We start from the raw sequence: 21,895 nt of genomic DNA, 5'->3' as shown, positions 1-21,895 counted from the left end.
GCTCGCCATGGACATCCTCTACCAGATCCGCGCCCGTCAGGATTCCTTCAGCGCTGGCGAAGGACGCATCGCCCGGCTGATGCTCGACGACGTGGGATTTGCCTCCGCCGCCAGCCTCGATGAGCTGGCGCTGAGGGCGGAAGTCAGTACCGCCACGCTGTCGCGATTTGCCCGAACGGTGGGCTGCCGCGACCTGCGCGACTTGCGCCTGCAACTGGCTCAGGCCAGCGGCGTTGGCAGTCGCTTTCTCGACCCGGCGGGCAAGCCCGAGCAATCTGCGTTTTATGGGCAGATCGTCGGCGATATCGAGTCGACGCTGCGTCAGCATTTATCGGCATTCGACGAGTCGCGCTTCGCCGATGCGGTGAAACTGTTGGGCAAGGCGCGGATGATTCATGCGTTCGGCATGGGCGGTTGCTCGACCTTGTGCAGCGACGAACTGCAAGTGCGGCTGGTGCGATTCGGCTACCCGATTGCGGTGTGTCACGACCCGGTGATGATGCGTGTCACCGCCGCCAGCCTCGATGCCGAACGCGCGGTGATTGCCTGCTCGCTGACCGGCATCACCCCCGAACTCATTGAAGCCGTCGAGCTGGCCCGCAACTATGGCGCGCGCATTATCGCCATCACCCGCGCCGATTCGCCACTGGCACAACTGGCCGATGTGCTGCTGCCGCTGCAAGGCGTCGAAACCTCGTTTATCTACAAACCCACGGCGGCGCGCTACGGCATGCTGCTGGCCATCGACGTGCTCGCCACCGAGCTGGCGCTGGCCAATCCTGAAGACAATCAAGAGCGTCTGCGGCGGATCAAACTCGCCCTGGACGATTACCGCGGCGGCGACGACCACTTGCCGTTGGGAGACTGACATGATGTACGACACGCTGATTCGCAACGCCCTGATCATCGACGGCAGCAACGCCCCCGGATATCCCGCCGACGTGGCGATTTTGAACGGCCGCATCGAGCGCATCGGCGACTTGCACGAGGCCACCGCCAACGAAGAAATCGAGGCCGCCGGCCGGGTGTTGGCGCCGGGTTTCATTGATGTGCACACCCACGACGACACCGTGGTGATCCGCCAGCCACAGATGCTGCCCAAGCTCAGCCAGGGTGTGACGACGGTGATCGTCGGCAACTGCGGGATCAGCGCAGCGCCGGTGAGTTTGCGCGGTGATCCGCCGGACCCAATGAACCTGTTGGGCACCTCGTCGGCTTTTGTTTATCCGAAGTTCAGCGACTACCGCGCGGCAGTCGAGGCGGCGAACACCACGCTGAACGTCGCCGCACTGGTCGGGCACACGGCGCTTCGCAGCAATCATCTTGACGACCTGATGCGCACCGCCACGCCGGATGAAATCGCAGCGATGCGCGAGCAACTGCGCGAGAGCCTTGAGGCCGGCGCGCTGGGTTTGTCCACCGGCCTGGCCTATGCCAACGCCTTTTCGGCGTCCACGGATGAAGTGATGCAATTGACCGAAGAGCTGAGCGCATTCGGCGCGGTCTACACCACCCATTTGCGCAGCGAATTCGAACCGGTGCTGGAAGCCATGGACGAGGCGTTCCAGATTGGCCGTCATGCCAAATCCCCGGTGATCATTTCCCACCTCAAATGTGCCGGCGCCGGTAACTGGGGACGCAGCCCGCAACTGTTGGCGTCCCTTGAACACGCCGCAAAAACCCACCCGGTTGGCTGTGATTGCTACCCCTACGCGGCGAGCTCTTCGACTTTGGATCTCAAGCAAGTCACCGACGCCCATCGCATCACCATCACATGGTCCACGCCGCACCCGGAACTGGGTGGCCGCGACTTGATGGACATCGCCGCCGAATGGGGCGTGCCGTTGCTCGAAGCCGCCCGCCGACTACAACCGGCCGGGGCGGTGTATTACGGGATGGACGAGGCCGATGTACGAAGAATCCTCGCGCATCCGCTGTCGATGGTCGGGTCTGACGGATTGCCGGAAGACCCGTTTCCGCATCCACGCTTATGGGGCGCATTCCCACGCGTGCTCGGACATTTCAGTCGCGATGTCGGGCTGTTTCCGCTGCACACCGCCGTGCACAAAATGACCGGGTTGTCGGCGGCGCGATTTGGCTTGAAGGAGCGGGGTGAAATCCGTGAAGGGCATTGGGCCGACCTGGTGTTGTTTGACCCAGTGACGATTCGTGATGTGGCGGACTTCAATGATCCGCAACGGGCGGCGGAAGGGATTGATGGCGTGTGGATCAACGGCGTGTTGAGTTACAGCGAGGGGCAGGCAAACGGTAGAAGGGAAGGGCGGTTTCTGGCGCGGGAAGGGGATTTGCGCGACGGGTTCCAGTAACGAATCCGAGCATTGGGTCACAGTGATGGCACATTGCGATTAAAGAAAGCCATGTCCAAGCCGAAGCGCTGAGATCCACCCCAACTACAATCGGGGTCTATCCAGTCAAGGAGCAACCCAATGAGCTTCGGCAAAACCACCCCGATCCTGCGGATCTTCGATGAAACCAAGGCATTGGAGTTCTACGTCGACTTCCTGGGTTTCTCGGTTGACTGGCAGCACCGTTTCGAGCCGAATTTGCCGCTGTACCTGCAAGTCTCCCGTGGCGAATGCGTGCTGCACCTGTCCGAACACCACGGCGACAGCACGCCAGGCTCGGCGCTGCGCATTGAGACGGATGAACTGGAAGCGTTCCAGCAGCAACTGCTGGCCAAGGAATACACGTTCTCGAGCCCGCAGATTCAGGCAATGCCATGGGGCAGCCAGGACATGACCATTGCCGACCCGTTCGGGAACCGGTTGGTGTTTACCAATGCGATCAGTGTTGATTGAGCGAGGTTAAAACGAGGCCCGACGATTTCTCGGCAGGCCTCGCAGGGCAGCGTCAGACAAAAAATTTGCCTTGTGATTTGTTGTGTTCATTAAGCTTGAACAACAATTCCCTTCCTCTTTGTATCGTTGCACGTGCGGTGTTCACCTCACGGTGTATGGAATCGCGGCTTATGAGGCTGGAGCTTTCCACACCCACTCGATCTGTGGCTTTACCGAGTGCGCCTTTCACACCTGCGGCATAAAACTCATCCACTCCCAATTCATCAAAAGCGGCGTTGATGGCGAAAGCGTCGTGTTCCAGATAGTTGTCGAGTTCGATCAGGGCATTGTTCAAACGCTCGATTTTCTGTCCCGACAGACCTTCGAGGGCTTTGGTCGCTTGGGTCGACGATTCAAAGTTTGGAATCCACGCGCCTTTGACCTCAAGCACCTTGGTCAGAACGAAGCCGGTTGCCATCACCGATAGGTTTTTCTGGCCCGTCGCGCTCCGTGGATTGATGTCCTGCGCTTTTGCGTGCTGCCACTTGGCGTTCAAATTATAGAAAGCCGTCCGCCCTTTATGTTCTATTTCTCCAGGCTTCAGTTGGTTGGTCTGGGGATACAGCGCGACAGGCAGATGCCGTGTTGCATTGAATTTGCTGGCAAGTGCGTCGGTCGCCAATGACGTGGTGACTGTTGCCCCGACCATGCCCGCCGGACCGGTCGGTGCCGCTAACAGGCCGGCTCCCCACGCCATCAGATGCCTCGCTGCGTTATAGGCGTAGCTCTGAAACAGCCTTTTTACGATGTCTCTTTTTCGCATGCTGTTGTAGATCTGATGGTTCAGCGTTCCGACCCTGTTGTTGACTTCGGCCAAAATGCTGGAATAGGCACCTAATTCATCTTTGATGGTGGCTTCGTCTTTTTGATTGCCGTGATGATCGATGTAGCGCACGGGGTTGTTCCCGACCATGCAATATAGATTCAGTCCGTCAACCGCTCCAGCCGGGTCTGGGCTGATCCAGCGTTGCAACCAAGGCGCGTAATATCGTGCTCCGTAGTAATAGAGGCCACTGGCATCGCGCTCCTTGCCCGAGTAGCGAATGGTTCGATAACCCGCTTCCACCTGCGAGCGGGATGCTGACCAGGCCGTTCCCCCGTAGGGCAAGTAACTATCCTGACTGATCAGCCAGGCTTGGTCGTCGAGTTCCAGCGAGCTCGAACCCAGATGATCGTCGAGGCTGTAGCGCATTTGGTTTGCCGCGATGCCGGTCGGCCGACCTGTGGTCCAGTGCAGGTAGCGAATGCTGCAACGACCGGCTTTCAGGGTGATCACTTCAAGGTGTTCGTTGTTGTGGGTGCGGATTTCGAGGCCGGGCAGATAGCGGACTTCCCGGGTGTGTGTCGCTGACGCTGCGAAGGTTGTTTGTATCTTGCGTACCCGTTGACCGCTGCTGTCGTAGCTGTAGCGTTCGATGTCGTCATTCCCTTCTTCACGCGGGACCAGCAGGACGCTGGCCAGTTGATTACGAGCATGCCATTGCAGCGATTGACCCGGATTCAACGCTTGCTGGTTGCCGTTGGCATCGAAGTCTGCATTTGAGTGAGGAACCGAATTGCCTTTGTTCCAGGATCGCAGACGATTGCTGGCAGTGGCGACACTGAATGTTCGGGTGTAGTTGTTGCCGTTGCGAACATGGCGCAGTTCGGTCAGGTTGCCGCCGTTGTCGTAAGCATAGTGCTCGATAAAATTGAACAGTCGCCGGGTGTCAATCGGTGTCCTGCCAGAGAGGGAAAGATGCGGTTGAACGTGTTGCCCCGTCGACTCCCGACCCGTTGCGCTGGACAGTTGGTAGAGGCTGTCGTAGATAAAATTGCTGACGGCTTCGACCCGCTGGTTGCTGCCGAACTGCACTGGTTGGGCCCTGTCCTCGATCCGCGTCACGTTGCCCACGGCGTCATAGGCGTAGTGCAAATCCAGCAGGGTGCTGCCAGACACCGTTGCGCCGAGTGAGCTCAGGCGACCGCTGGCTGGATCGAACACGGCGCGGCTGACAACACCGTTCCCAGCGGTCTGGGATTCGATTTGGCCAAAGGCGTTGTAGAGAAGATCCTTCAAGATCACTTGTTCTGTCGGGGCGTCCTTGATCAGCAGGCTGATGGTCTTGAGCTGACCCGTTACATCAAACGAGAAGCGCTGTTGGTGCTGACCGGCATCAATTTGCTGGATCGCTTCTCCCAGGGCGTTGTATCGCCAAGTCGTTTCGTGGCCATCCCCCGTTTCAAGCAGAGCATTGCGATCCTTTTCGCCTGCAGGCCAGACCGGTTGTCGGGGATCGGTGAGTAAGCGTCGCGTCTGGCTAACGGGCTTGCCGCAAAGTGCGTATTCGTTGATGTGCAGGGAGCCAGCGGTGTCATCGTGACGAGTCAGTGCGCCGCATTGATTATGCCGGGCAGAGGCAGATGAGCTGTCGCCATAGCTGAGTCGTTCGATCACCCGTAATGTTTCATCTGCCGCTTGCTCCTGGATAATGGTCGGTCTCAGCTGGTCGTCGAAAGTGATTTGCCAGCCGCTGCCACGCTGATCCCAGTTGCGCAATATCTGGCCGGCATCTGCGGGCAGACTCATACGCCATCCGGCGTCTGCGCTATCGACCAACAGCGTTCTGCCGGACAGGCTGTAGACAGTCCGATTATTGGCATCAGGTACGCTGGCAAACAGGCGTGGGTCCCATTGTGCAATCTGACGCCCGGCCACGTCATGCTGTTGACGGGTGATTCGCGCCTGAGGGCTGTCATCGGCGTTGCGGCGCCAGTAGGCGATTTGCCGCACCGCCAGGCCACGGCTGTCGATGGCATTGATCGTGGGGGTCTTGCGGTGAAGGCGTGCGTTCATGCCTCACCGCCAGAGGTCGAAGACTGCTCGGCCATGACCTCTTCCAAGGTATCGTTCTCGTCCTCATCAATGGTGTACCAAGGGTGACGGGTTTGCCGCCGCATGTAGGAAAAGTCACTTTGTTTGGCGAGGCGTGTGCGAGTCGGTCGACCCAATGCATCGTAAAACTGCAGGTCGCAGTGACCGAACGCTCGAAAGGATCCATCGTTGATGTAGCGATGCTGATCGGCAAAGTAAGGACGGTAGGTGCGGATCGCCAATCCTTTGTTGTTGTATTCCACCCGCTCGCTGATTTTCCAGCGCTTTGCAGCGATCTGCTCCTGTGGTTTTCCATCCTTGAGGTCCAACTCGCCGTGTGTGCTGACGACGTAGGCTGTCCCCGGCTCGACCTGTTGCTTGCTTTGTAATGTACGGCCGAAACCATCGAAGCAGGTCACGCAGAGGTGGATTTGTTGCTGGTCATCGTCGGGGTAACGATCGGCGACGAGGACAGCAACGTGTACCGGCTCACGGATGGACGCATCAATTTCGGCTTTCAGTTTCCTCTCGTCAGCTGAAAGCGATTCAAGGTCAGCCAGCCGCTTTCGGGCTTGAGAGCAAATATATCCCCCGGCCAACACGTCACCTTTGGCGACGCAACGGGCCAGCCAGTCAGCGTCCTTCAGGGCCTCTTGTGAGAGGCGCCCCATCCAGCTGAACGGTGCGTTAAAAGTGGCGCTTGCGGCGTTCTGCAGCGCTTTTTTACCGTCTTCGATGGCATCGCCCGGACTAGAAAACGTCGGGCGTTTGTATTCGTTGACCGGTTTGAAACCAGTAACACTGTTGCGTTCGTTTCCGTAGAAACTGCTGACCCGCATCTGGCCAAAATTGTCGTACAGACCTTCTTGAATGTTGCCATTCGGGTCGGTGATGCGCAGGGGGGCAAACACGTGATAGTCGTGAGTAGCCTCGGTGATACAGCCATCGGGAAGTTTGAGTTCGGTGATGCAGCAGTGATGCTTGTCGTAGCTTATTTCGGTCAGGCCGTGGCTTTTGCTCGGCTGCACGGTCCGGGTTTTGTAAAAAGCTTTCAACGAGGCATAGGTCGCGAACCCACTTTTGACTGACCAGAGCTTTCTGGCAGGTGTGGTCACTGGAAGAAAATCGACCATGCGGTGATAGCCGCTTTGTTCAAGCAGTTTTCCTTTGGGCCGAGACGCTTGGGGTAACAGGTCAAACGCTTTCAACGCTGTTTCGTCCAGCTCGGCGGTTTCGAGATGGTCGGCCAAGGCTTCGAAGTGAGCGTCGCCACCCTCGAGCACTTCTCCGGTCAAGGTGTTCTTGTAGCGGTGCACAGACAAGCCCGTCAGAGTGCTATGGGTTGTCCAGCTCGGTTCTTTGACCCACTCGATAAGCCTTTCGTGGGTCATGTCCCTGATATTCAGCCCACCTGTGTCAGGCGCCTTCGGCCGTTTCAACGCATTGGTACGTTGTCGGTAAGGCAAGCCCAATCGCCATCCCTGAGGATTCTGCAGATGGATGAACTCGGCGCGGACTTCATTCAGGTAGTAGAACTGCTGTCCCGGATCATGAGCATCTCGCCACCATTGTTGCTGGTCGACATCGCTGAAGGGCGGGGGCTCACTGTCGGTTTTGCGTCGGGCGTAATGGACGTTCACGCTGTGGGTCAGCGCACCAAACCTGTCGTGCTGCAGATTGAAGGTGTGCCGGCATTGCGGATCATCGGCGATGCCTTCGTACTCGTAAGCGATGGTCTCCAGCAGCAGCGGCAACATCCGGGCATAGCGCCGGTTGTGCTCAGGGGCCTGGAGCAAACGTACCTGATAGCGGTTTTCCTGAACCGAGTAGAGCGTTCTGGTCTTCAGGTGTTTATCGACGCCGAAGATCTCGCTGCGCAGCAAGTGGCCGCTCAGGGCCCGGGCCATTTCCAGAGTTGTTGCCGGATCGGGAGAAGTGATGAGTGTGTCACCCTCGATCCCGGATGAGTGTTGGCAAAGCAGTGCCTTACCCAATGGCACTGCGGCTTTGTCGGCATTGTGATAACCGGTACGGGGCAAGTCCACTTGTTGCCCGGTATGGAACCAGCTCTTTTTAAGGCAGGGTGTCGTAAAACCTTGCGAGTCGGCATCGCCAGAATGGGTTTCACTGTCGATTTGCAACAACAGGCCGAAGCCGCGAAATTCTCGTTCGATACCGTCGTAATAGCCTTGGCGATAGGAAAAGCTCTGGGTCAGTCGGTTGCCGGTAATTTCGTCATGCTGCGTTTGTTTCAAGACCAGATGCATGGCCAATGGCAGGTGGCAAGCAGGCGGTTTGCCGGATTTGATCCTCTGCGCTTTCTCATCCAGCCATTCCTGCGCCGAACTTCGGTAGCGGATGCTTCCGGCGGCGCCCATGTTGTTATTTGTGCCCGTGAGCAAATACGGTTTTTCACTGACGAACTCATATCGCCAATGCTGCGCTGTCGTGTGCGTGACGCTCAGTATCAGGCTGGAACAGCCTAGCCCTTGCAGGTCGGCGATGCTGACCTGGCATAGCGCGTCATAGCGCACATTGTGTGGCCAGGGCAGTGGTACGGAGGGGGCGAACCCGTTGCCGCTGCGATTCATGAAAATCAGTGCCTGATTCGCTTGCAGATAGATCAGATCGGCCGCACCGGACCCGTCCAGATCCGCAAGACGTACGTGCGCGGCATCGAACGATTCATACGCAAGCCCCGGCGAACCCAGCACGATGCCTTTACCAAAACGCCCGCGACCCAGGTTGGGCCAGCACTTCACTTCGTTGTGACGAATGCGCACCAGGTGCTGTTGACCCGTGCCCAGGACATCGCTGAAAGCGACCAGCTCGCTGGATGACGCGGTGAGCAGAGGAAGGGCGTCTTCATCCTCTTTACGATGGACCTCTCGGGCGGCCGAAAAACCTTCTTCTCGTCTGTTGGCGTAAAGGCGAACGCTGCGCGGGCCTATCAATGTCAGGTCGCTGAGGCCTTCGCCCATCAGATCGGCCAACTGCCCCTGTGGCTTGAAAAACTCCGCGGGGAATGCACTGAACGTTGCAAAGCGCGACCAGCCCCGGTCGGGGCCAAGAGAAAAATAGCCACTGAATCCCGGCTGAGCGATCACCCAGTCCAGACGACCATCACCCGTAAGATCGCTCAGTGCCATATGCAACGCTTTTTTAGTGTCAGCAACGGGAACGTCGGGTAATGCTCGCCACTGGTCGTAGGTCACTTCATCGCTTTTGGCTTTGGCTCGCATGGGTTCACGGTAATGCCAGCCTTTGTCTTTACGATACAGCACGCCCGGCAAGCCTTCGCCGTACAAGTCCACCAATTGATAACCTTGGCCATCGTTGAGACCGGGCATTCCTTGAATGGGCTGCCAGGTACGGTCATCAGTCACCACCTCGAACCCGCTGTAGCTGAACTCAACGGGAGGGCGGTTATCGACGGTGCCGGCGCTGCCAAATGCTTGCTCATGGGCCGCACTCAATTGGTGATAACCCAGCAACGTCTGGCGGTAATCGAGCAACAGGCGTCGGACCAGAACGGGGCCGGAACCCAATTCATCGGGGAAACGATGAAACATCAGTATCTGACGGCACAGACGTTCGGTACGAATTTCAAAGCCATAGGCTAAGCTGGAAAATGCGTCGCTACGGACTTGCCATTCCTGACCCTCATAGAGCGGTTTCTGTACGTACGAGGTACTTCGTTCACCGTAGTCGAACACCAGTTCGAAATGCCATTGCACAGGATTCAGCCGGGGGGTGTTCCACACGTAAAGCTGCGCATCGGCCTCGAAATTGCCATAACTCACACGGCTCAAATAGCGTTGAGACTTGGTGTCATCTTCTGCCTTGTACTGGTAAAGGATGTGTTCGCCATGGGCGTTCAGGCTTTCCTCCAGCAGCCATTCGCCGACATGATTCGAATCCTCCGGGTCGGCACGACGCGATGCAGAATTCTTTCCAAATACGTGGAGGCTGCCATCGGCACCGTGCACCAGCCAGAAACCTGGTTTGTCGCTCTCCGAGGACCAATGTTCAATGCGGTCGAAGCTGCTTTCCAGGCGTGGAAAGTGGGTTGCCACGGTGTAGGTCGTGTCCAGTTCCAGATCGTTGTAATGCTTGATGCTGATGGAAATGCGAGAGCCTTTTGAGTCGCGCAGCGGCAACCAGACAATGCCGTTGGGGCCGACAATTTCGTCATCCTCGGTATAGGCCGGGACGCCCTTGCCGGTACGTCGCGCAATGACAGGTAATGACATCCCCCAGCCGATACCGAAGACGCCGTTTCCGACGGAACTTCCATAGATGAGCGACAAGGAGGGAGCAAAACCTCGCCCCGGTGAAATCGGCAAGGCAAGCTCATAAGAGGCCTCTCCATGGGGGCCGATTGCGCCCCATCCCTTGCCAATGCTTTGAATTGCCCCGCCACCCTTGGGCAGTGACGGCGCGTTAACAGGCAATGTGCTTTGCTCACTCATTGCGCATCTCCCACCCTGGCGGTGTAGCTGACATGCACGATGATGTCGGTCAAGGATTCCAGCATCGCTTTCTGAGCGTCGGGGTTCGGGAAGGTCAGGTGCCATGTAGAGATGGCACCGGTGTACTCGAATGGCAAGTATCGTTCATCGTTGAAGTTCAGGGTGAACAGCCCATGGTCGTCGACGCCCGTTGAAAGCGCGATTTGCTGACTGGCGCGCTTGTTCTCCAGGGCCGGCCCTTTGTCGCCTGGCGACATGAATACTTTGCTGGAGGTCTGGGTCAGCGTCGCCCGGATATTTTCATAAGGGCCGAGGAGGGCAGGCAAGGACACACTGATGGTTTTGATGCGCCGCAGGTAATGGTTCTGATCTTTGTAATCGTCTTCGAACATGGCGTGGGTCAGCTTGAAATCACAGGCACCACTCTTCAGTTTGGTATGAATGTCTGCCCACTCTTCGTTTATCGAGCAGTGCTTGTCCTTACTCTTGATCTGACGTAGCGATACCGTTTTACGAATTTCCAGCTCTCGCTCGTTACGTTGCCAATATTCGGCCTGCATTTTCAGCAGGCTCAGCTTCAAATGTTCACCTGCTCCAAGCCCTCGGTAAGTTGTGTTCCACCCCCCGGGTTGAACAAAACGCATGCTGAAGTCGGCACGCTCGTATTGCCAGCAGGCTTCGGCTGCCATGCACAGTGCCAATGTTGCGTCGTAGGCCTGGTAATACAGGGCGGTAAGCTGGCTGTTGAGCCATTGGTAGAGCTGCGTTTTGGTAAAGCGCCTGCTGAGGAAGTCGTAGCTGGCTTTGGTGTGGTTTAGTGCTGTTTCGGCCTGCCGTAATTGCAGGCGTGTGGCGCTTTCCTGTTCGGCGAAATGCGCAAGTTGCGCGTCGATTTTTACCAGTTCGAGCTGTGCCTGATCACGGGTCAGAGTCCACTCTTCCCGCCGCCGACTGAATTGCGCCCTACGGTCGAGATGGGCGGCCGCCGTGCGGGTCGCAATGGCGGTACCATGGGCGAGTGCCGTAGTGGCATGCATTGCGCCTTCCCAGCGGCTGCCACCATTGCTGAAGCCAAAGATGTTCGGAACCATCATCATGCCGCCAGCCACGACCTGAGCGGCCGATGCTGTGAGCTCGGATGAACCGCTGCTCAAATACAACTGACTGGCCTGTGTTTCTGCTTCGCTGACGTCTTTTTCCAGCAACCGCTGATAGTGGCTGAGCCGCCCCTGCGCGATTGCCTTGCTGGCCAACAGGGCCTGGCGATTTTGACGATCAATGCGTAGCGCCTGGGTTTGCAGGTCAACGGACATTTTCGCCAGACTCCAGGCTTGCTGTTGCTGCAACTCCTGTAACTGACCCTGTTCTTTGCGCTCAATGAGCGACAGCAGCGTGGCGCCGAACTGGCTGACACTTTCCACTGCGTTCAGGGCCTGACTGTGCATGGCAGTGAAACGATAGTGTGGCATTTGCGTGCCTGGCAGGCTTGAAGCCATGCCGCCCGAGGCGCTCAGTGCTGTTGCGTCGAGCAGGTTGTGAGGTTCCGGCGGTGTGGCGAACAACGGTAGATGCAATGGTTTGCCGGTGATGTCGAGGTTATGCCGCAGGTTGTGCAAACGGTTCTCGGTGATATCCCAACGCTTGAGCAGTGCCGGGTTGAACGGTAAATGCAAGTGCGAGGTATCGATTGCCGGCAAGGACGCTCGTGAACTGCCTTTGCGCATCGGAAACGAAGAAGGGTTTGAACGGGCCAGTGTGTTCTCGAATGTGCGAAGGTCTTTACTGGTTGTTTTACTCAACGCTTGCAGACTGATGGCCGACCATTGATCGACCCGTTGGACTTCCGGGCGAGACCCCAGCAGGTCCAGCGCGCGCACATACCAGAGCTTTGCCTCGCTGAGACTGTCGGGCGTCAACTCGCGATACGCGGCATCACCCCGGTTGATCAGGATGTCGAGGTACAGAAAGTACAGCGCCTTGCGAAAATGCACTGGATGGCTGAGGGCAATCTGGTGCGGATCCTGGGGCGCTTGATTGGAATACGAGGGAATGTCGGGACCGGTCAAAGGCACAGCGTTCCAGTACTGGGATGACTGGCGGCCCGGATCGAAAAGATAGCGAATCCAGCGTTCAGCCTCCTCGTACTGATGTTCAGAGTTCAACCGGTGGGCGATCAACCAGGGCAGGTACAGGAATAGTTCCGTGAAGTATCGACCGTAAGGGCCGTGGAAATCCATGGTTGCTACGGAAGCTGTGCTGGCTATTTTCGGTTCTGGCAGCTGTTGTGTGTCCCTGCTGAACAGTTCATCCAGACTGTTTTCAGTACGACGGATCAACTCGGCAGCAAACACTGTGTTGAGTCGGATTGTCGGTAGGATGTTCTCGCTATTCGACATCGTTGACTGCGAAAAGTCGAGAAATTGCGCGGCGTCCGTAACTCCAATGCTGGGAGAGAGAAAGTGGCTGCTTAAACTGAGATTGATAGCCGCGAGACAGTACTGCTTAGTGTTGTCATTTTTTGTGATGCAGAATCCATAGTAAAGATTCTCGCCATTTTCACTGATCTCATGAGGCTGGAAACGGAAGGTGTAGTCTTTCGGTAGCGTCGTTTTGTCAGCGTTGCCAGAGGTTTTTTCCTCGTGCGAAACGGTGGTCTCGAGTCTCCGTACCACGTATTGAATTGAATAATCCTCTATGACGCCAAATTGACCTTTGCCGGTATCGGAGATGCGCAAAGTGACCTGCTTTGTTGATGGGACGTAGTTGATGGATACGGCAAAGCGTTCATCCAGTTGTTCGATGTTTTCCTTCATGAGTTCAGCAGTTGCAGCGCTTTTCTTCAGTGTCTTGCTTTCGTTGAGCCTGGTTTTTTCAGTAACCTTCAGCTGAAATGAGATTTTATCGAGGGAGCCGCGTAACCCATTCGCAAGGCTGTAGTGCGGATGTGTCCGGCTTTCCTCGCGGCTTCCCTTATCGATAGTTATTCCCTGGCTGTGCGTGAGGTTTTTATCGATGGTGGCTGTCTTGAGAAAAATAAAGTTTCCATTGTTCCCGGTGTCTCGTTGACTGACGTGGAGCGCAATGAAGAGACGGTCGTGGGTATTTTCCTGCTGATATACGGCAACGGTGCCTACCATCGACTTGAGTGAGCTCAGGTCCTTGTTCTGGAGTGTTGCGTTATTGCTATAACCCTGCAGCCAGGTTCGAGCACTGCTCCAGTTACCATCGTGCTTGAGGTAACTGAGATTTAACCGGAACAGCGGGTGGCGTTGTGTCGTCTGGTTTTGAGCGGAGCCGGGGGCTGGATCCTGATGAATACAATCGGCCCAAATGACAAACAGCCGATTATTGAACCAGACAGGACGAATCGAGTGTTCAATTGCATCGACTGGAATCGGTACATCGGCTTTCTTCCAGTCCGACCAGGCGAGTGAATCGGATTGTTCCTTGTCGGAGGGACGCCGCGCCATGTCCAGCGAACGCCAGTAGTAAGTGTTTTCACTGCGGGATTTGGCGATGAAGTAATAGTTGCTGTTGACGAAGTCATCGCCATCAATGTAGCCATTGAGGATGTTCAGGTTCGCGACTTCTTCGAGGCGGGTCAGGTAGGCCAGCACGGCGGTCTGAACGGCATCGGGTTGAAGTCGGTCCTGGTTGAGGTCGTTTTCCAGTTGCCGGAAGTTGTCGCTCTTGTTGTCTCTCAGTCCAGGGTCCAGATAAGTAGCGGGGAAGTACAGCAGCTTTTGAAGAGCTGCCCAGCTTGCGTATTGATGCATCTCCTTGCGCCACGTTTGCGCGAGCTCATGAGTGATGGTTGCAGAGTCATAACCCGGCTCCATGTTCAGCAGGATGCGATTGATGTACTGCTGCAGGCTGGCAATGGCACAGGCCACTGGCGTGGTGGGCACATCCTGGCCGACCCGCACATCGAGTAACCAGTGTTCGTAGAGACTCTGGGCGGTCTTCAGTGTTTTTGTCGTGGCGTTGGCGGGTGCAATGCAATTCAGGTAGTACGCTAAAAGAGCATCGCGCAGGCTTTCATCAAGCTGCTTTTTTAAGGCAACGGTCATATTCGATCCTTGAATATTGAAGGGGGGCTGGGGTCAATGACAGGCAGCGATCACGGCTTCACCTACGGCTTTCCAGTCGGGTGTCGTGCTGGTGGCTGTCAGATCGGTGGCTTTGAGCAGCAGGCTTGCCGACAGTCCTGTGCTCTTGCAGCACGCTTGGCAGCGCATGATCCAGTCCACTGCCTCCATGGATTTCGCGTACTTGTGCTCAAACTGGTTCGTCAGTAGTTTCACTTCATCGATCGCCCAGTCCAGCATGTTGGCGAGCAATTGGTTTGCGGAATCGCTGACGCTCTGATTTTTCAGGGCGGACAGGTTGGCTAGATGCAAATAATGCAAGAGGCGCTCTTCGGAGTTCGTCTGATAACGGGCGCAATCACTGAAGCGTTCGAGCAAATACAGGGTTTGAGGCGTCAGTTTTCCCGTGCTGTCCGAAGCTAGCCACCTCGGGTTATTTATCAACTCCTGCAGCGTGTGGCTGCTCAGGTGCAGCCCCTGGCAGGCTTGCGCAGCCTGAAGGACCTTCGCCAGCAACGGTGTTGATTCCCCTGCGGAGAGGTTTCTTGTCTCCTCGAAAACCGCTGTTGCAGAGGTGCCGGCCATTTTCATCACACTGGGGACGTATTGCGCGGACAAGTCCGCGATGTCGTGCAGCATGCTTTCTATCTGAAGAGTTTGCTGATGAACGTCGGGATCGTCGCTCGTTTGCAGTGCCCTCAGCCGCTTCTGCACATTCTGATTTTGCGGTAAGTCGTTCTTTACAGCGTCGAACAAGCGACACCACTGGTTCACATCACGGTTACTTCGCTTGAGCCAGTCAACGGCCCAATCCATTGCCATCAGCACGTCGAGGATGTCGGCCTTGGATTCATCCGGCTTGCGTAGCGCTCCGCTCACCAGCAGTTTGCAAAACCTATAGCCTCCCAGTATTTGCGCCAGTCCCTTGGACTCGACAGCCGAGAGACCAAACATCCGTGCAATACGGGCCTGACGATAGAGTGAGGACACCGTGGGCAAGTCATGTTTGAGCGAAGTAAGGTGTTCCCTGGTCTGCTCCGCGAACAGTAACAGTGAGTCTTGCGTGACGGGCAACCCCAATCCTGCTCCGAGATAGTTGAGGGTTTGTTGCGATGTGGCCCCCACGATATCAATGTCCTGCTCTTTGTTTTGCACCAGCGGACTCAAGAGCAATTGAGTGCGATGGAACACTTGATCGAACAACGGAGCACGATCACCGCAAGCGGAAGTCGGCATGTCGTGCAGCAGCGAAGCAAACTCCTCGGGCGCGATGCCGCGACGTTGATTCAGGTAACGGTAGACCCCCAGGACGCGCACGGTGTTGGTGTTGAGCAACAGTGAGGTTGTGCCTTCCGAACGCATGGCGTTGACGATCAGGGTGTCCAGCTCGGCAAAGGGGATACCGGTCCAGCGTTGCAATCGGACCATCCGCAGCAAAAGGTCGAAACAGTTCACAGGAAGAAATTTGAAAGTCAAAGGGCTTGTCGTTACTACTATGGGTTTGTTACGAGCTGAATTCGCGGCGATATACTCGCATCCGTAAAAATAACGATGAGGTAGTGGGCTGTTGGTTGAGTTTTTCGGACGGTATTTACCCTGTGCCAACACCTGATCAATCTGCTCCATCGATAGCCCGGTGAGCTTCTTGAAACGCTCGACGCTAAGCCTTGGATCGCCCTCTTTCGTAGCGTAAGCCTTTACTTCCACCTCAAGGTCGAACGGTTCGATGAGTATTTTCTGCTGCTCTGGGCTTAGACCAGACAACAGTTTTTGCGCCTCAGAAGTGGGCATGGAAACGCTTCCGTATTTCAAGTGACCAAGTGAAAACGGCAGTGTCAGGCTGACCCGATAGTTCAACTCGCCCAACGTTGGTTTGTCAGCACCCAACCCGAGCAAGCATTGGTGATGATGAAGGTCGTAAGGCAGAGAGAGGGGATAGCGCCCGCTTGCGAGTGCTTCGTGAACGGTTTTCTGGGAGGTGGTTTTGTCCAGGTGTGACTTGATGTGACTGCTCAAGGTGTCATTGACGATGCTCAACATGGGCTGTGGTGCAAAGGCACTCTGATGATCCAGCATTAATCCCTTGAGGTCCGGACGCCGCTTCTCCAAAGTGACTTTATCGGTGTGATCAGACGAATTTTCCAGTTGATCTGCAAACAGATACAGCGCCCGCAGATACGCCACTGGAGAGTCGATGGCAGCGATATCGCCATCCTCGCAAAACTGTTTCCAGTTCTCTTTAAACAACGCTTGATAGGTGGCGGGACCTGACGTCGAGTCTGAGCCGACACTGCGCCGAACCCGTCGATTGGCGTCGCCGGATGACAGCTGATGTTCCTGATACAGGCGACTCACCTGCCGTGCATAGCCGTGCGCGTTGTCATACACCTGCCCGGCATCGGCATCGGTATGTTCAGCGAGTGCAAGGGTGAATTGCGCCTTGGTCATGCGCACGATGTCGAACACGGATCCGAACCCCATGCGCTGCATGGCAATGTTGAAGCTGACCTTTGTACTGTCATCGCCGAGTGGAGAGTCAACCAGCCTGTGCAGCATTGAATCGTCGCTTACGTCCATGTGTAGTCATTCTCTTGTTCGAACGAAAGGTTCGAAGTCAGAAGAAAACGTACAGGAGCTGGCAAGGAATGGCGGTAGGTTGCTTGGAGTTTGAGTTGTATGAAAAAGCAATCCGTTGTCCGGATTTTCCGCCGGGATACCGTAGGTATTCAGCCCCTATACCCATTGCAGGTAAGGGGCTGAGCCCAGGCGCAGGTCAAACCCTGAAGTGACTCACCATCTGCTGCAACTGGCTACCCAGCCGCGCCAGTTCAACACTGGATGCAGCGGTTTCGTCGCTGGCGGCGGCGGTCTGTTCTGACACGTCGCGCACGTTGATGATGCTGCGACTGATTTCTTCAGCCACGGCGCTTTGCTGTTCGGCTGCGGCGGCGATCTGCTGGTTCATCGACTGGATGTTGGACACCGTGCGGGTGATGTTTTCCAGTGACACACCGGCCTTGCGGGTCAGGGCGACGCTGCTGTCGGTGAGGGCGCGGCTGTTGTTCATCACCGTCGACACTTGTTGAGTGCCGTTCTGCAGACCGGCCACCAGACCTTCGATTTCTTCAGTGGATTTTTGGGTGCGCTGCGCAAGGCCCCGGACTTCGTCAGCCACCACGGCAAAACCACGACCGGCTTCACCGGCACGCGCTGCTTCGATCGCGGCGTTGAGTGCCAGCAGATTGGTCTGTTCGGCCACGGCTTTGATCACGTCCATGACGCTGCCGATCTTGTCGCTTTCCTGTTGCAGCACGCTCATGGCTTCGGTCGAACGCGCCACTTCGGTGGCCAGACGTTCGATCTGGGCGATGGCTTCATTGACCACCTTGTCGCCTTCGCGAGCTTCGCCATCAGCGGCGGCTGCAGCCTGGGATGCTTGTTCGGCGTTGCGCGCGACTTCCTGCACGGTGGCGGTCATCTCGTGCATGGCCGTGGCCACTTGATCGGTCTCGATCTTCTGGCTGTTGACCCCGGCGCTGGTTTGCTCGGTTACCGCAGACAATTCTTCAGCAGCGCTGGCGATCTGGGTGACACCGTCGCGGATGCCGCTGATCAAGTCACGCAGGGTCACGCCCATGCGCGCGATACCTTGCTGCAACACGCCTAGTTCGTCGCGGCGAGTCACCTTGACGTCGTGGGACAGATCGCCACTGGCGATGCGTTCGACCACAGCCAGGGTGTCGCGCAACGGACCGGTGATCTGACGGGTAATGATCACCGCCGCAATGATGCCCACCAGCAGCGCCAGCAACGTGCTGATTAGTTGCAACGTGCGCGCCTGGGCGCTTTCGGCATCACGGCGATCGAGCTGGATCTGATACAGCTGATCGCTGAGGGTCACGATAGCGGCGCCCTGATCGGTCATTTCCTTGCGTGCCTGCACGGCGTCGGAGTTGGCCGCTTTATAAGCCTGCAACGCGCTGCGGTAGTTGCTCAGCGCGGTTTCGAGCTGGCGCAGCGCGTCTTGCTGGGTATCGGCAAAATGCACGTTGAGCTGTTTGAGACTGGCAATGGCCGCGTCCAGCTGGCTGATAGCTTTTTGTTCGGTCTCGGCGTTGGAGCTGGCGGTGTAGCCGCGAACCTCGTAGCGGGCCAGGATGAACGCTTCCTTGGCGGCGGTGATGGCCTGGTATTGTTCGAAGCGCTGATCACTCAGGGGCATCTGCTGCACAGCCGTGTTGATGGCTTCGATCAGCGTGCCGGCGGTTGCAGCGTTGGCGCCCATGGCGTCACGGGCGCTGTTGCCGGTGCGGTAGGCGCTGCGCATTTTATTCAGCGACGTCTTGTAAGCGTCGATGTAAGTGCCTTGTTCTTTGAGCAGCTTGAGGTTTTCCGGGCTCTTGAAGGTCGACAGCAGCGATTGTTGCTGAGCGGAGAAGGCGTCAAGGGTGGTCTGAACGGTCTGAGCGGCGGTTTCATCGCCGTTGGTCAGCATGTATTGCAGGCGTACCACCCGAAGCTTGGTCAGACCGGCGTTGAGCTGGGTGATGTCGCTCATCCAGTTGCTGCGGTCAATCAGCCCGCCCAGGCTGGTCCAGCCGGTCAGGGCCAGCACGCAGGTCAATGCCAGGACCAGGCCGAATCCCAGGCCCAGTTTCATGTTCACGCTGATGTTGCCGAACCAGCTATTCATCAAATTCCTCCAGGAACGTTGCGCTGTCGATCGTCGGTTGGCTGGAAGATTGTTGTTTTTAGGCGCCAGCAAGGGGTGTAGCAGGACTGTATCGGCAGCAATCGCGAGAGCTGAAAGGTTTTTGTAGGCGGATCCGGTAACACGCTTTTTTGAGTCTTAAGCTTTTTTTCACAAAGGTTTCACTGTTCACCGACGCGCGTCTATTTAGCTTTGTCGCTTTTGATGACAGTGATGCATGCCGGCGAGGCGGCCTGATGTGGAATTGAGACTGAGTCTGGCCGGGATAAAACGCTCAATTAAACTGGGCCGTTCAAGCCGCTATCGAAATGCCATCGTGGTGCTGGCCGCCGCGCTGCTGGTGATTCCGTTGACGATTTGGCTATTGCGGCCTGCCGCTGTGCCGGATCTGGCGCACGGTAATGTCGTGGGCGCGCGAGCGTTGGCCGCCGATTGGGCCAAAGGTGATGTGATCGTACTGGTGCGCCACGTCGAGCGCTGCGATCACTCGACCGCCGCGTGCCTGAACGGTGATGACGGCATCACCGAGCGCTCGCGCAGCGTCGCGGTGAGTGTCGGTGCACAGTTCCAGCAGATGGGGCTGAGCAAGGCTGATATTTACAACAGCCCCATGGTTCGTACGGCACAGACGGCCACCTACATGTTCAACAAGGTCGGTGTGGGCGAAGACTGGTTGATCAGTTGCAAGGGAACAATGTTGCGCGATGCCCTTTCGCACAAGGTGGCGGGCCGCAATCTGATTCTTGTGACCCACAGCGAATGCATGAATCAGCTCGAAAAAGACCTCAAGTTGCCAACATCTACGTTAGGCTATGGCGCTTCTTTGTTTATCTCCGCCCAATCACAGCAAGCACCGCGCATGCTGGGCTTCATTGAAGCCTCCGATTGGCGCTCGGTAAGCACCGAGTGAGTTTTTCCTCTGAATCAGGACACACAATGCTGACTTCTACCCGCTCTCGCTTTTATTGGGCGAACTTCGGTATCCCGTTGCTCTGCGCGGCCGTGGTTTTCCTGATGTTCGACATGACCAAAATCGACATCGCTTTCAGCAACCTTCTGTTTGATCCGGTCACCCAGACCTTCCCGCTGGACCAGGTTCGCTTCTTCGAAAAGCTGACCCATAAATGGGCGCGGATCATTCCGAACTGGACTGCCGAGATTGCCTTGATCGGCGCGATCCTGTCGTTTGTCTGGCCGCTGATCAACACGCAAAAATATCCGCGTTTCGGCAGCTTCCTGGAACGTTGCAAAGCGGCCCCTGTGCTGCGGTTTGCCTACAACCATCGGCGTGACTTCCTGTTTGTGGTCTTCGCGTTTGCCATCTGCACCGGCGTGATTCACTTCCTCAAGTCGCACACCAGCGTGTACTGCCCGATTGAAACGACTATCTACGGTGGGAAAATTGCCCACATGGAGTGGTACAACAACTTCCAGCTGTTCAGGGAAGCCGGTGATGGTCGTTGCTGGCCGGGCGGCCATGCTTCAGGCGGCTTCACCATGCTCGCGCTGTACTTCGTCGCGCGCCGCTACCGCTGGCGCTATTCCAAGGCGCTGATGTACGGCGCGTTGCTGCTCGGATTTGTCTACGGCACAACGCGGGTCCTGCAAGGCTGGCACTACATGTCCCACACCTTGTGGGCGGGGATCTTTGTGTGGCTGGCGTGCTTGCTGACGGCGCTGGCGTTCTACGGGCGAGCGCGGCTGGAGATGCCGGTGCTGCAAAAGCATGAACAGCTCGCGCAGCGTGCACAGCCGCACGTCGCAACGTAAACAGCTCCCCCTGTGTGAAAAAACCGCCAATCCTGCGAAGGAATGGCGGTTTTTTATTGCCCGACGAATGAGTCAACCCGACGCCCCACGCTTCAGCGTGCGGGCACGCTCAAACTGCGAGCGGCAACGTTACGATGAACGTACTGCCCTTGAGGTCGCCGTCGCTCATGCCGGTGACGGTGCCACCGTGGGCTTCGACCAGCTCACGCACCACCGTCAGGCCAATGCCCAGACCGGCGCCGTTGAATCCGACCGCATGCACGTCCTGAACGAACGGCTCGAAAATAAACGGTAATGCCTTGGCGGAAATACCGATGCCGGTATCGCGGATGCTGATTTCCAGCAGATCGGCCTCGGTGGTGACCGACAGCGTGATCGTGCCATCGGCCGGTGTGTACTTGGCCGCGTTGCCCAGCAGATTGCCGAGAATCTGCGTGAGTCGAACCGGGTCGCCGTTTACCGCCAGTGCACGGTCCGGCAACTGCGCGGTGAAATGCAGCTGTTGAGCGATCATCACCGGACTGCACACAGCGATAGCGTCCTGAATGATCTGCACCATGTCGACGATGCGGCAATCCAGGCGCAGCTTGCCGGTGCTGGCGCGGGAGACATCGAGCAAGTCGTCCACCAGGCGCGACATGTGTTGCACCTGACCCTCGATCAGGGCCTGCATGCGTGGCAGCTCTTCACTCGGCACCCGGACCAGTCGGCTGGCGATCAGGCTGATCGGCGTCAGTGGGTTACGCAGTTCGTGGGCCACCAGCGTGAGGATGTTCCGTTGCTGTGCCAGGCTATGTTCGGCCGACGCTTGCAAGTGTTGCGCACTGAGGACGGCCAGTACCAACTGTTCGTTGGCTTCGCGCATCTGGAGGTAACGTTGCTGCTCATCGGCTGAGCGCTGTGGCTTTTGCGCATCTGACTGCGCCAACAGAATCGCCTGGACCAATTGTTGATTGGCCTCGATCAGTTGTTCGATCTGCTGACTCTCGGAGTGCTGGATGTTCGCCTCGCTCAGCTCCTTGTTCAGGGCTGTCAGGGCCGCGCGTGCCTCAGCGGTTTTCTGGCCGAGCAGAAACAGTTCGCGAGCGGCCGTGGCCATCGCTTGCTCGTTTTTGCCATTGGCCTCAGTCATGGTTTTTGGC

At 57.0% G+C, this 21,895-nt stretch carries 10 protein-coding genes and 2 pseudogenes; 5 read left to right on the top strand and 7 right to left on the bottom strand.

Going from position 1 to position 21,895, the window contains the following annotated elements; genetic code table 11:
* The first annotated feature begins 7 nt into the window (after positions 1-7).
* The 3 genes from HNR03_RS20685 to HNR03_RS20675 all read left to right on the top strand — a co-directional run bounded on the left by HNR03_RS20685 (position 8) and on the right by HNR03_RS20675 (position 2,819).
* Positions 8-868: a MurR/RpiR family transcriptional regulator gene (locus HNR03_RS20685; protein ID WP_259155511.1), complete on the top strand. Its 861-nt coding sequence runs from the start codon at positions 8-10 to the stop codon at positions 866-868.
* 1 nt (position 869) lies between these two features.
* Positions 870-2,327 carry an amidohydrolase family protein gene (locus HNR03_RS20680; protein WP_259155510.1) on the top strand — a complete coding sequence of 486 codons (1,458 nt, stop codon included), beginning with the start codon at positions 870-872 and terminating at the stop codon, positions 2,325-2,327.
* A gap of 120 nt (positions 2,328-2,447) precedes the next feature.
* Positions 2,448-2,819, top strand: a complete 372-nt coding sequence (locus tag HNR03_RS20675) for a VOC family protein (RefSeq protein WP_259155509.1) — start codon at positions 2,448-2,450, stop codon at positions 2,817-2,819.
* Positions 2,820-2,871: 52 nt separating this feature from the next.
* Here the strand turns inward: HNR03_RS20675 and HNR03_RS20670 are convergent, their stop codons facing one another.
* From HNR03_RS20670 to HNR03_RS31960, 6 genes and pseudogenes are all read right to left on the bottom strand, one after another.
* A complete protein-coding gene (locus HNR03_RS20670; RefSeq protein ID WP_259155508.1) occupies positions 2,872-5,694 on the bottom strand; it encodes an RHS repeat-associated core domain-containing protein in 2,823 nt (940 codons plus the stop codon).
* Entirely contained in the window at positions 5,691-10,184 is a 4,494-nt protein-coding gene (locus HNR03_RS20665; protein ID WP_259155507.1) for a SpvB/TcaC N-terminal domain-containing protein, read from the bottom strand. The genes HNR03_RS20670 and HNR03_RS20665 overlap by 4 nt, the downstream gene beginning before the upstream one ends.
* On the bottom strand, positions 10,181-14,254 hold the full coding sequence (locus tag HNR03_RS20660; RefSeq protein WP_259155506.1) for a neuraminidase-like domain-containing protein: 4,074 nt from the start codon (positions 14,252-14,254) through the stop codon (positions 10,181-10,183). The genes HNR03_RS20665 and HNR03_RS20660 overlap by 4 nt, the downstream gene beginning before the upstream one ends.
* Positions 14,255-14,287: 33 nt before the next feature.
* Complete coding sequence (locus HNR03_RS20655; protein WP_259155504.1) at positions 14,288-16,849, bottom strand: Tc toxin subunit A; 2,562 nt, start codon at positions 16,847-16,849, stop codon at positions 14,288-14,290.
* 196 nt (positions 16,850-17,045) lie between these two features.
* A pseudogene (locus tag HNR03_RS31965) lies at positions 17,046-17,642 on the bottom strand (methyl-accepting chemotaxis protein); the annotation flags it as partial.
* 309 nt (positions 17,643-17,951) lie between these two features.
* Positions 17,952-18,932 (bottom strand): annotated as a pseudogene (locus tag HNR03_RS31960) (methyl-accepting chemotaxis protein); the annotation flags it as partial.
* A gap of 289 nt (positions 18,933-19,221) precedes the next feature.
* Here HNR03_RS31960 and HNR03_RS20645 point away from each other — a divergent pair.
* Entirely contained in the window at positions 19,222-19,893 is a 672-nt protein-coding gene (locus tag HNR03_RS20645; protein ID WP_222589681.1) for a histidine phosphatase family protein, read from the top strand.
* 26 nt (positions 19,894-19,919) lie between these two features.
* Complete coding sequence (locus HNR03_RS20640) at positions 19,920-20,753, top strand: phosphatase PAP2 family protein (protein WP_259155502.1); 834 nt, start codon at positions 19,920-19,922, stop codon at positions 20,751-20,753.
* Between the two features lie 109 nt (positions 20,754-20,862).
* Here the strand turns inward: HNR03_RS20640 and HNR03_RS20635 are convergent, their stop codons facing one another.
* The gene (locus HNR03_RS20635; protein WP_259155501.1) at positions 20,863-21,885 is read right to left on the bottom strand and encodes a HAMP domain-containing sensor histidine kinase; all 1,023 of its coding nucleotides are present in this window, start codon (positions 21,883-21,885) and stop codon (positions 20,863-20,865) included.
* Positions 21,886-21,895: the final 10 nt, after the last annotated feature.

The organism is Pseudomonas sp. JAI111, from assembly GCF_024809425.1.
Classification (GTDB): domain Bacteria; phylum Pseudomonadota; class Gammaproteobacteria; order Pseudomonadales; family Pseudomonadaceae; genus Aquipseudomonas.
This window is presented reverse-complemented; position numbering and strand designations above follow the sequence as displayed.

What these genes read in the sequence shown, in the direction of transcription:
- HNR03_RS20660 (WP_259155506.1), bottom strand. Translation starts at nt 14,254, where the DNA reads ATGACCGTTGCCTTAAAAAAGCAGCTTGATGAAAGCCTGCGCGATGCT.
- HNR03_RS20640 (WP_259155502.1), top strand. Translation starts at nt 19,920, where the DNA reads ATGCTGACTTCTACCCGCTCTCGCTTTTATTGGGCGAACTTCGGTATC.
- HNR03_RS20675 (WP_259155509.1), top strand. Translation starts at nt 2,448, where the DNA reads ATGAGCTTCGGCAAAACCACCCCGATCCTGCGGATCTTCGATGAAACC.
- HNR03_RS20685 (WP_259155511.1), top strand. Translation starts at nt 8, where the DNA reads ATGGACATCCTCTACCAGATCCGCGCCCGTCAGGATTCCTTCAGCGCT.
- HNR03_RS20635 (WP_259155501.1), bottom strand. Translation starts at nt 21,885, where the DNA reads ATGACTGAGGCCAATGGCAAAAACGAGCAAGCGATGGCCACGGCCGCT.
- HNR03_RS20670 (WP_259155508.1), bottom strand. Translation starts at nt 5,694, where the DNA reads ATGAACGCACGCCTTCACCGCAAGACCCCCACGATCAATGCCATCGAC.
- HNR03_RS20680 (WP_259155510.1), top strand. Translation starts at nt 870, where the DNA reads ATGATGTACGACACGCTGATTCGCAACGCCCTGATCATCGACGGCAGC.
- HNR03_RS20655 (WP_259155504.1), bottom strand. Translation starts at nt 16,849, where the DNA reads ATGGACGTAAGCGACGATTCAATGCTGCACAGGCTGGTTGACTCTCCA.
- HNR03_RS20665 (WP_259155507.1), bottom strand. Translation starts at nt 10,184, where the DNA reads ATGAGTGAGCAAAGCACATTGCCTGTTAACGCGCCGTCACTGCCCAAG.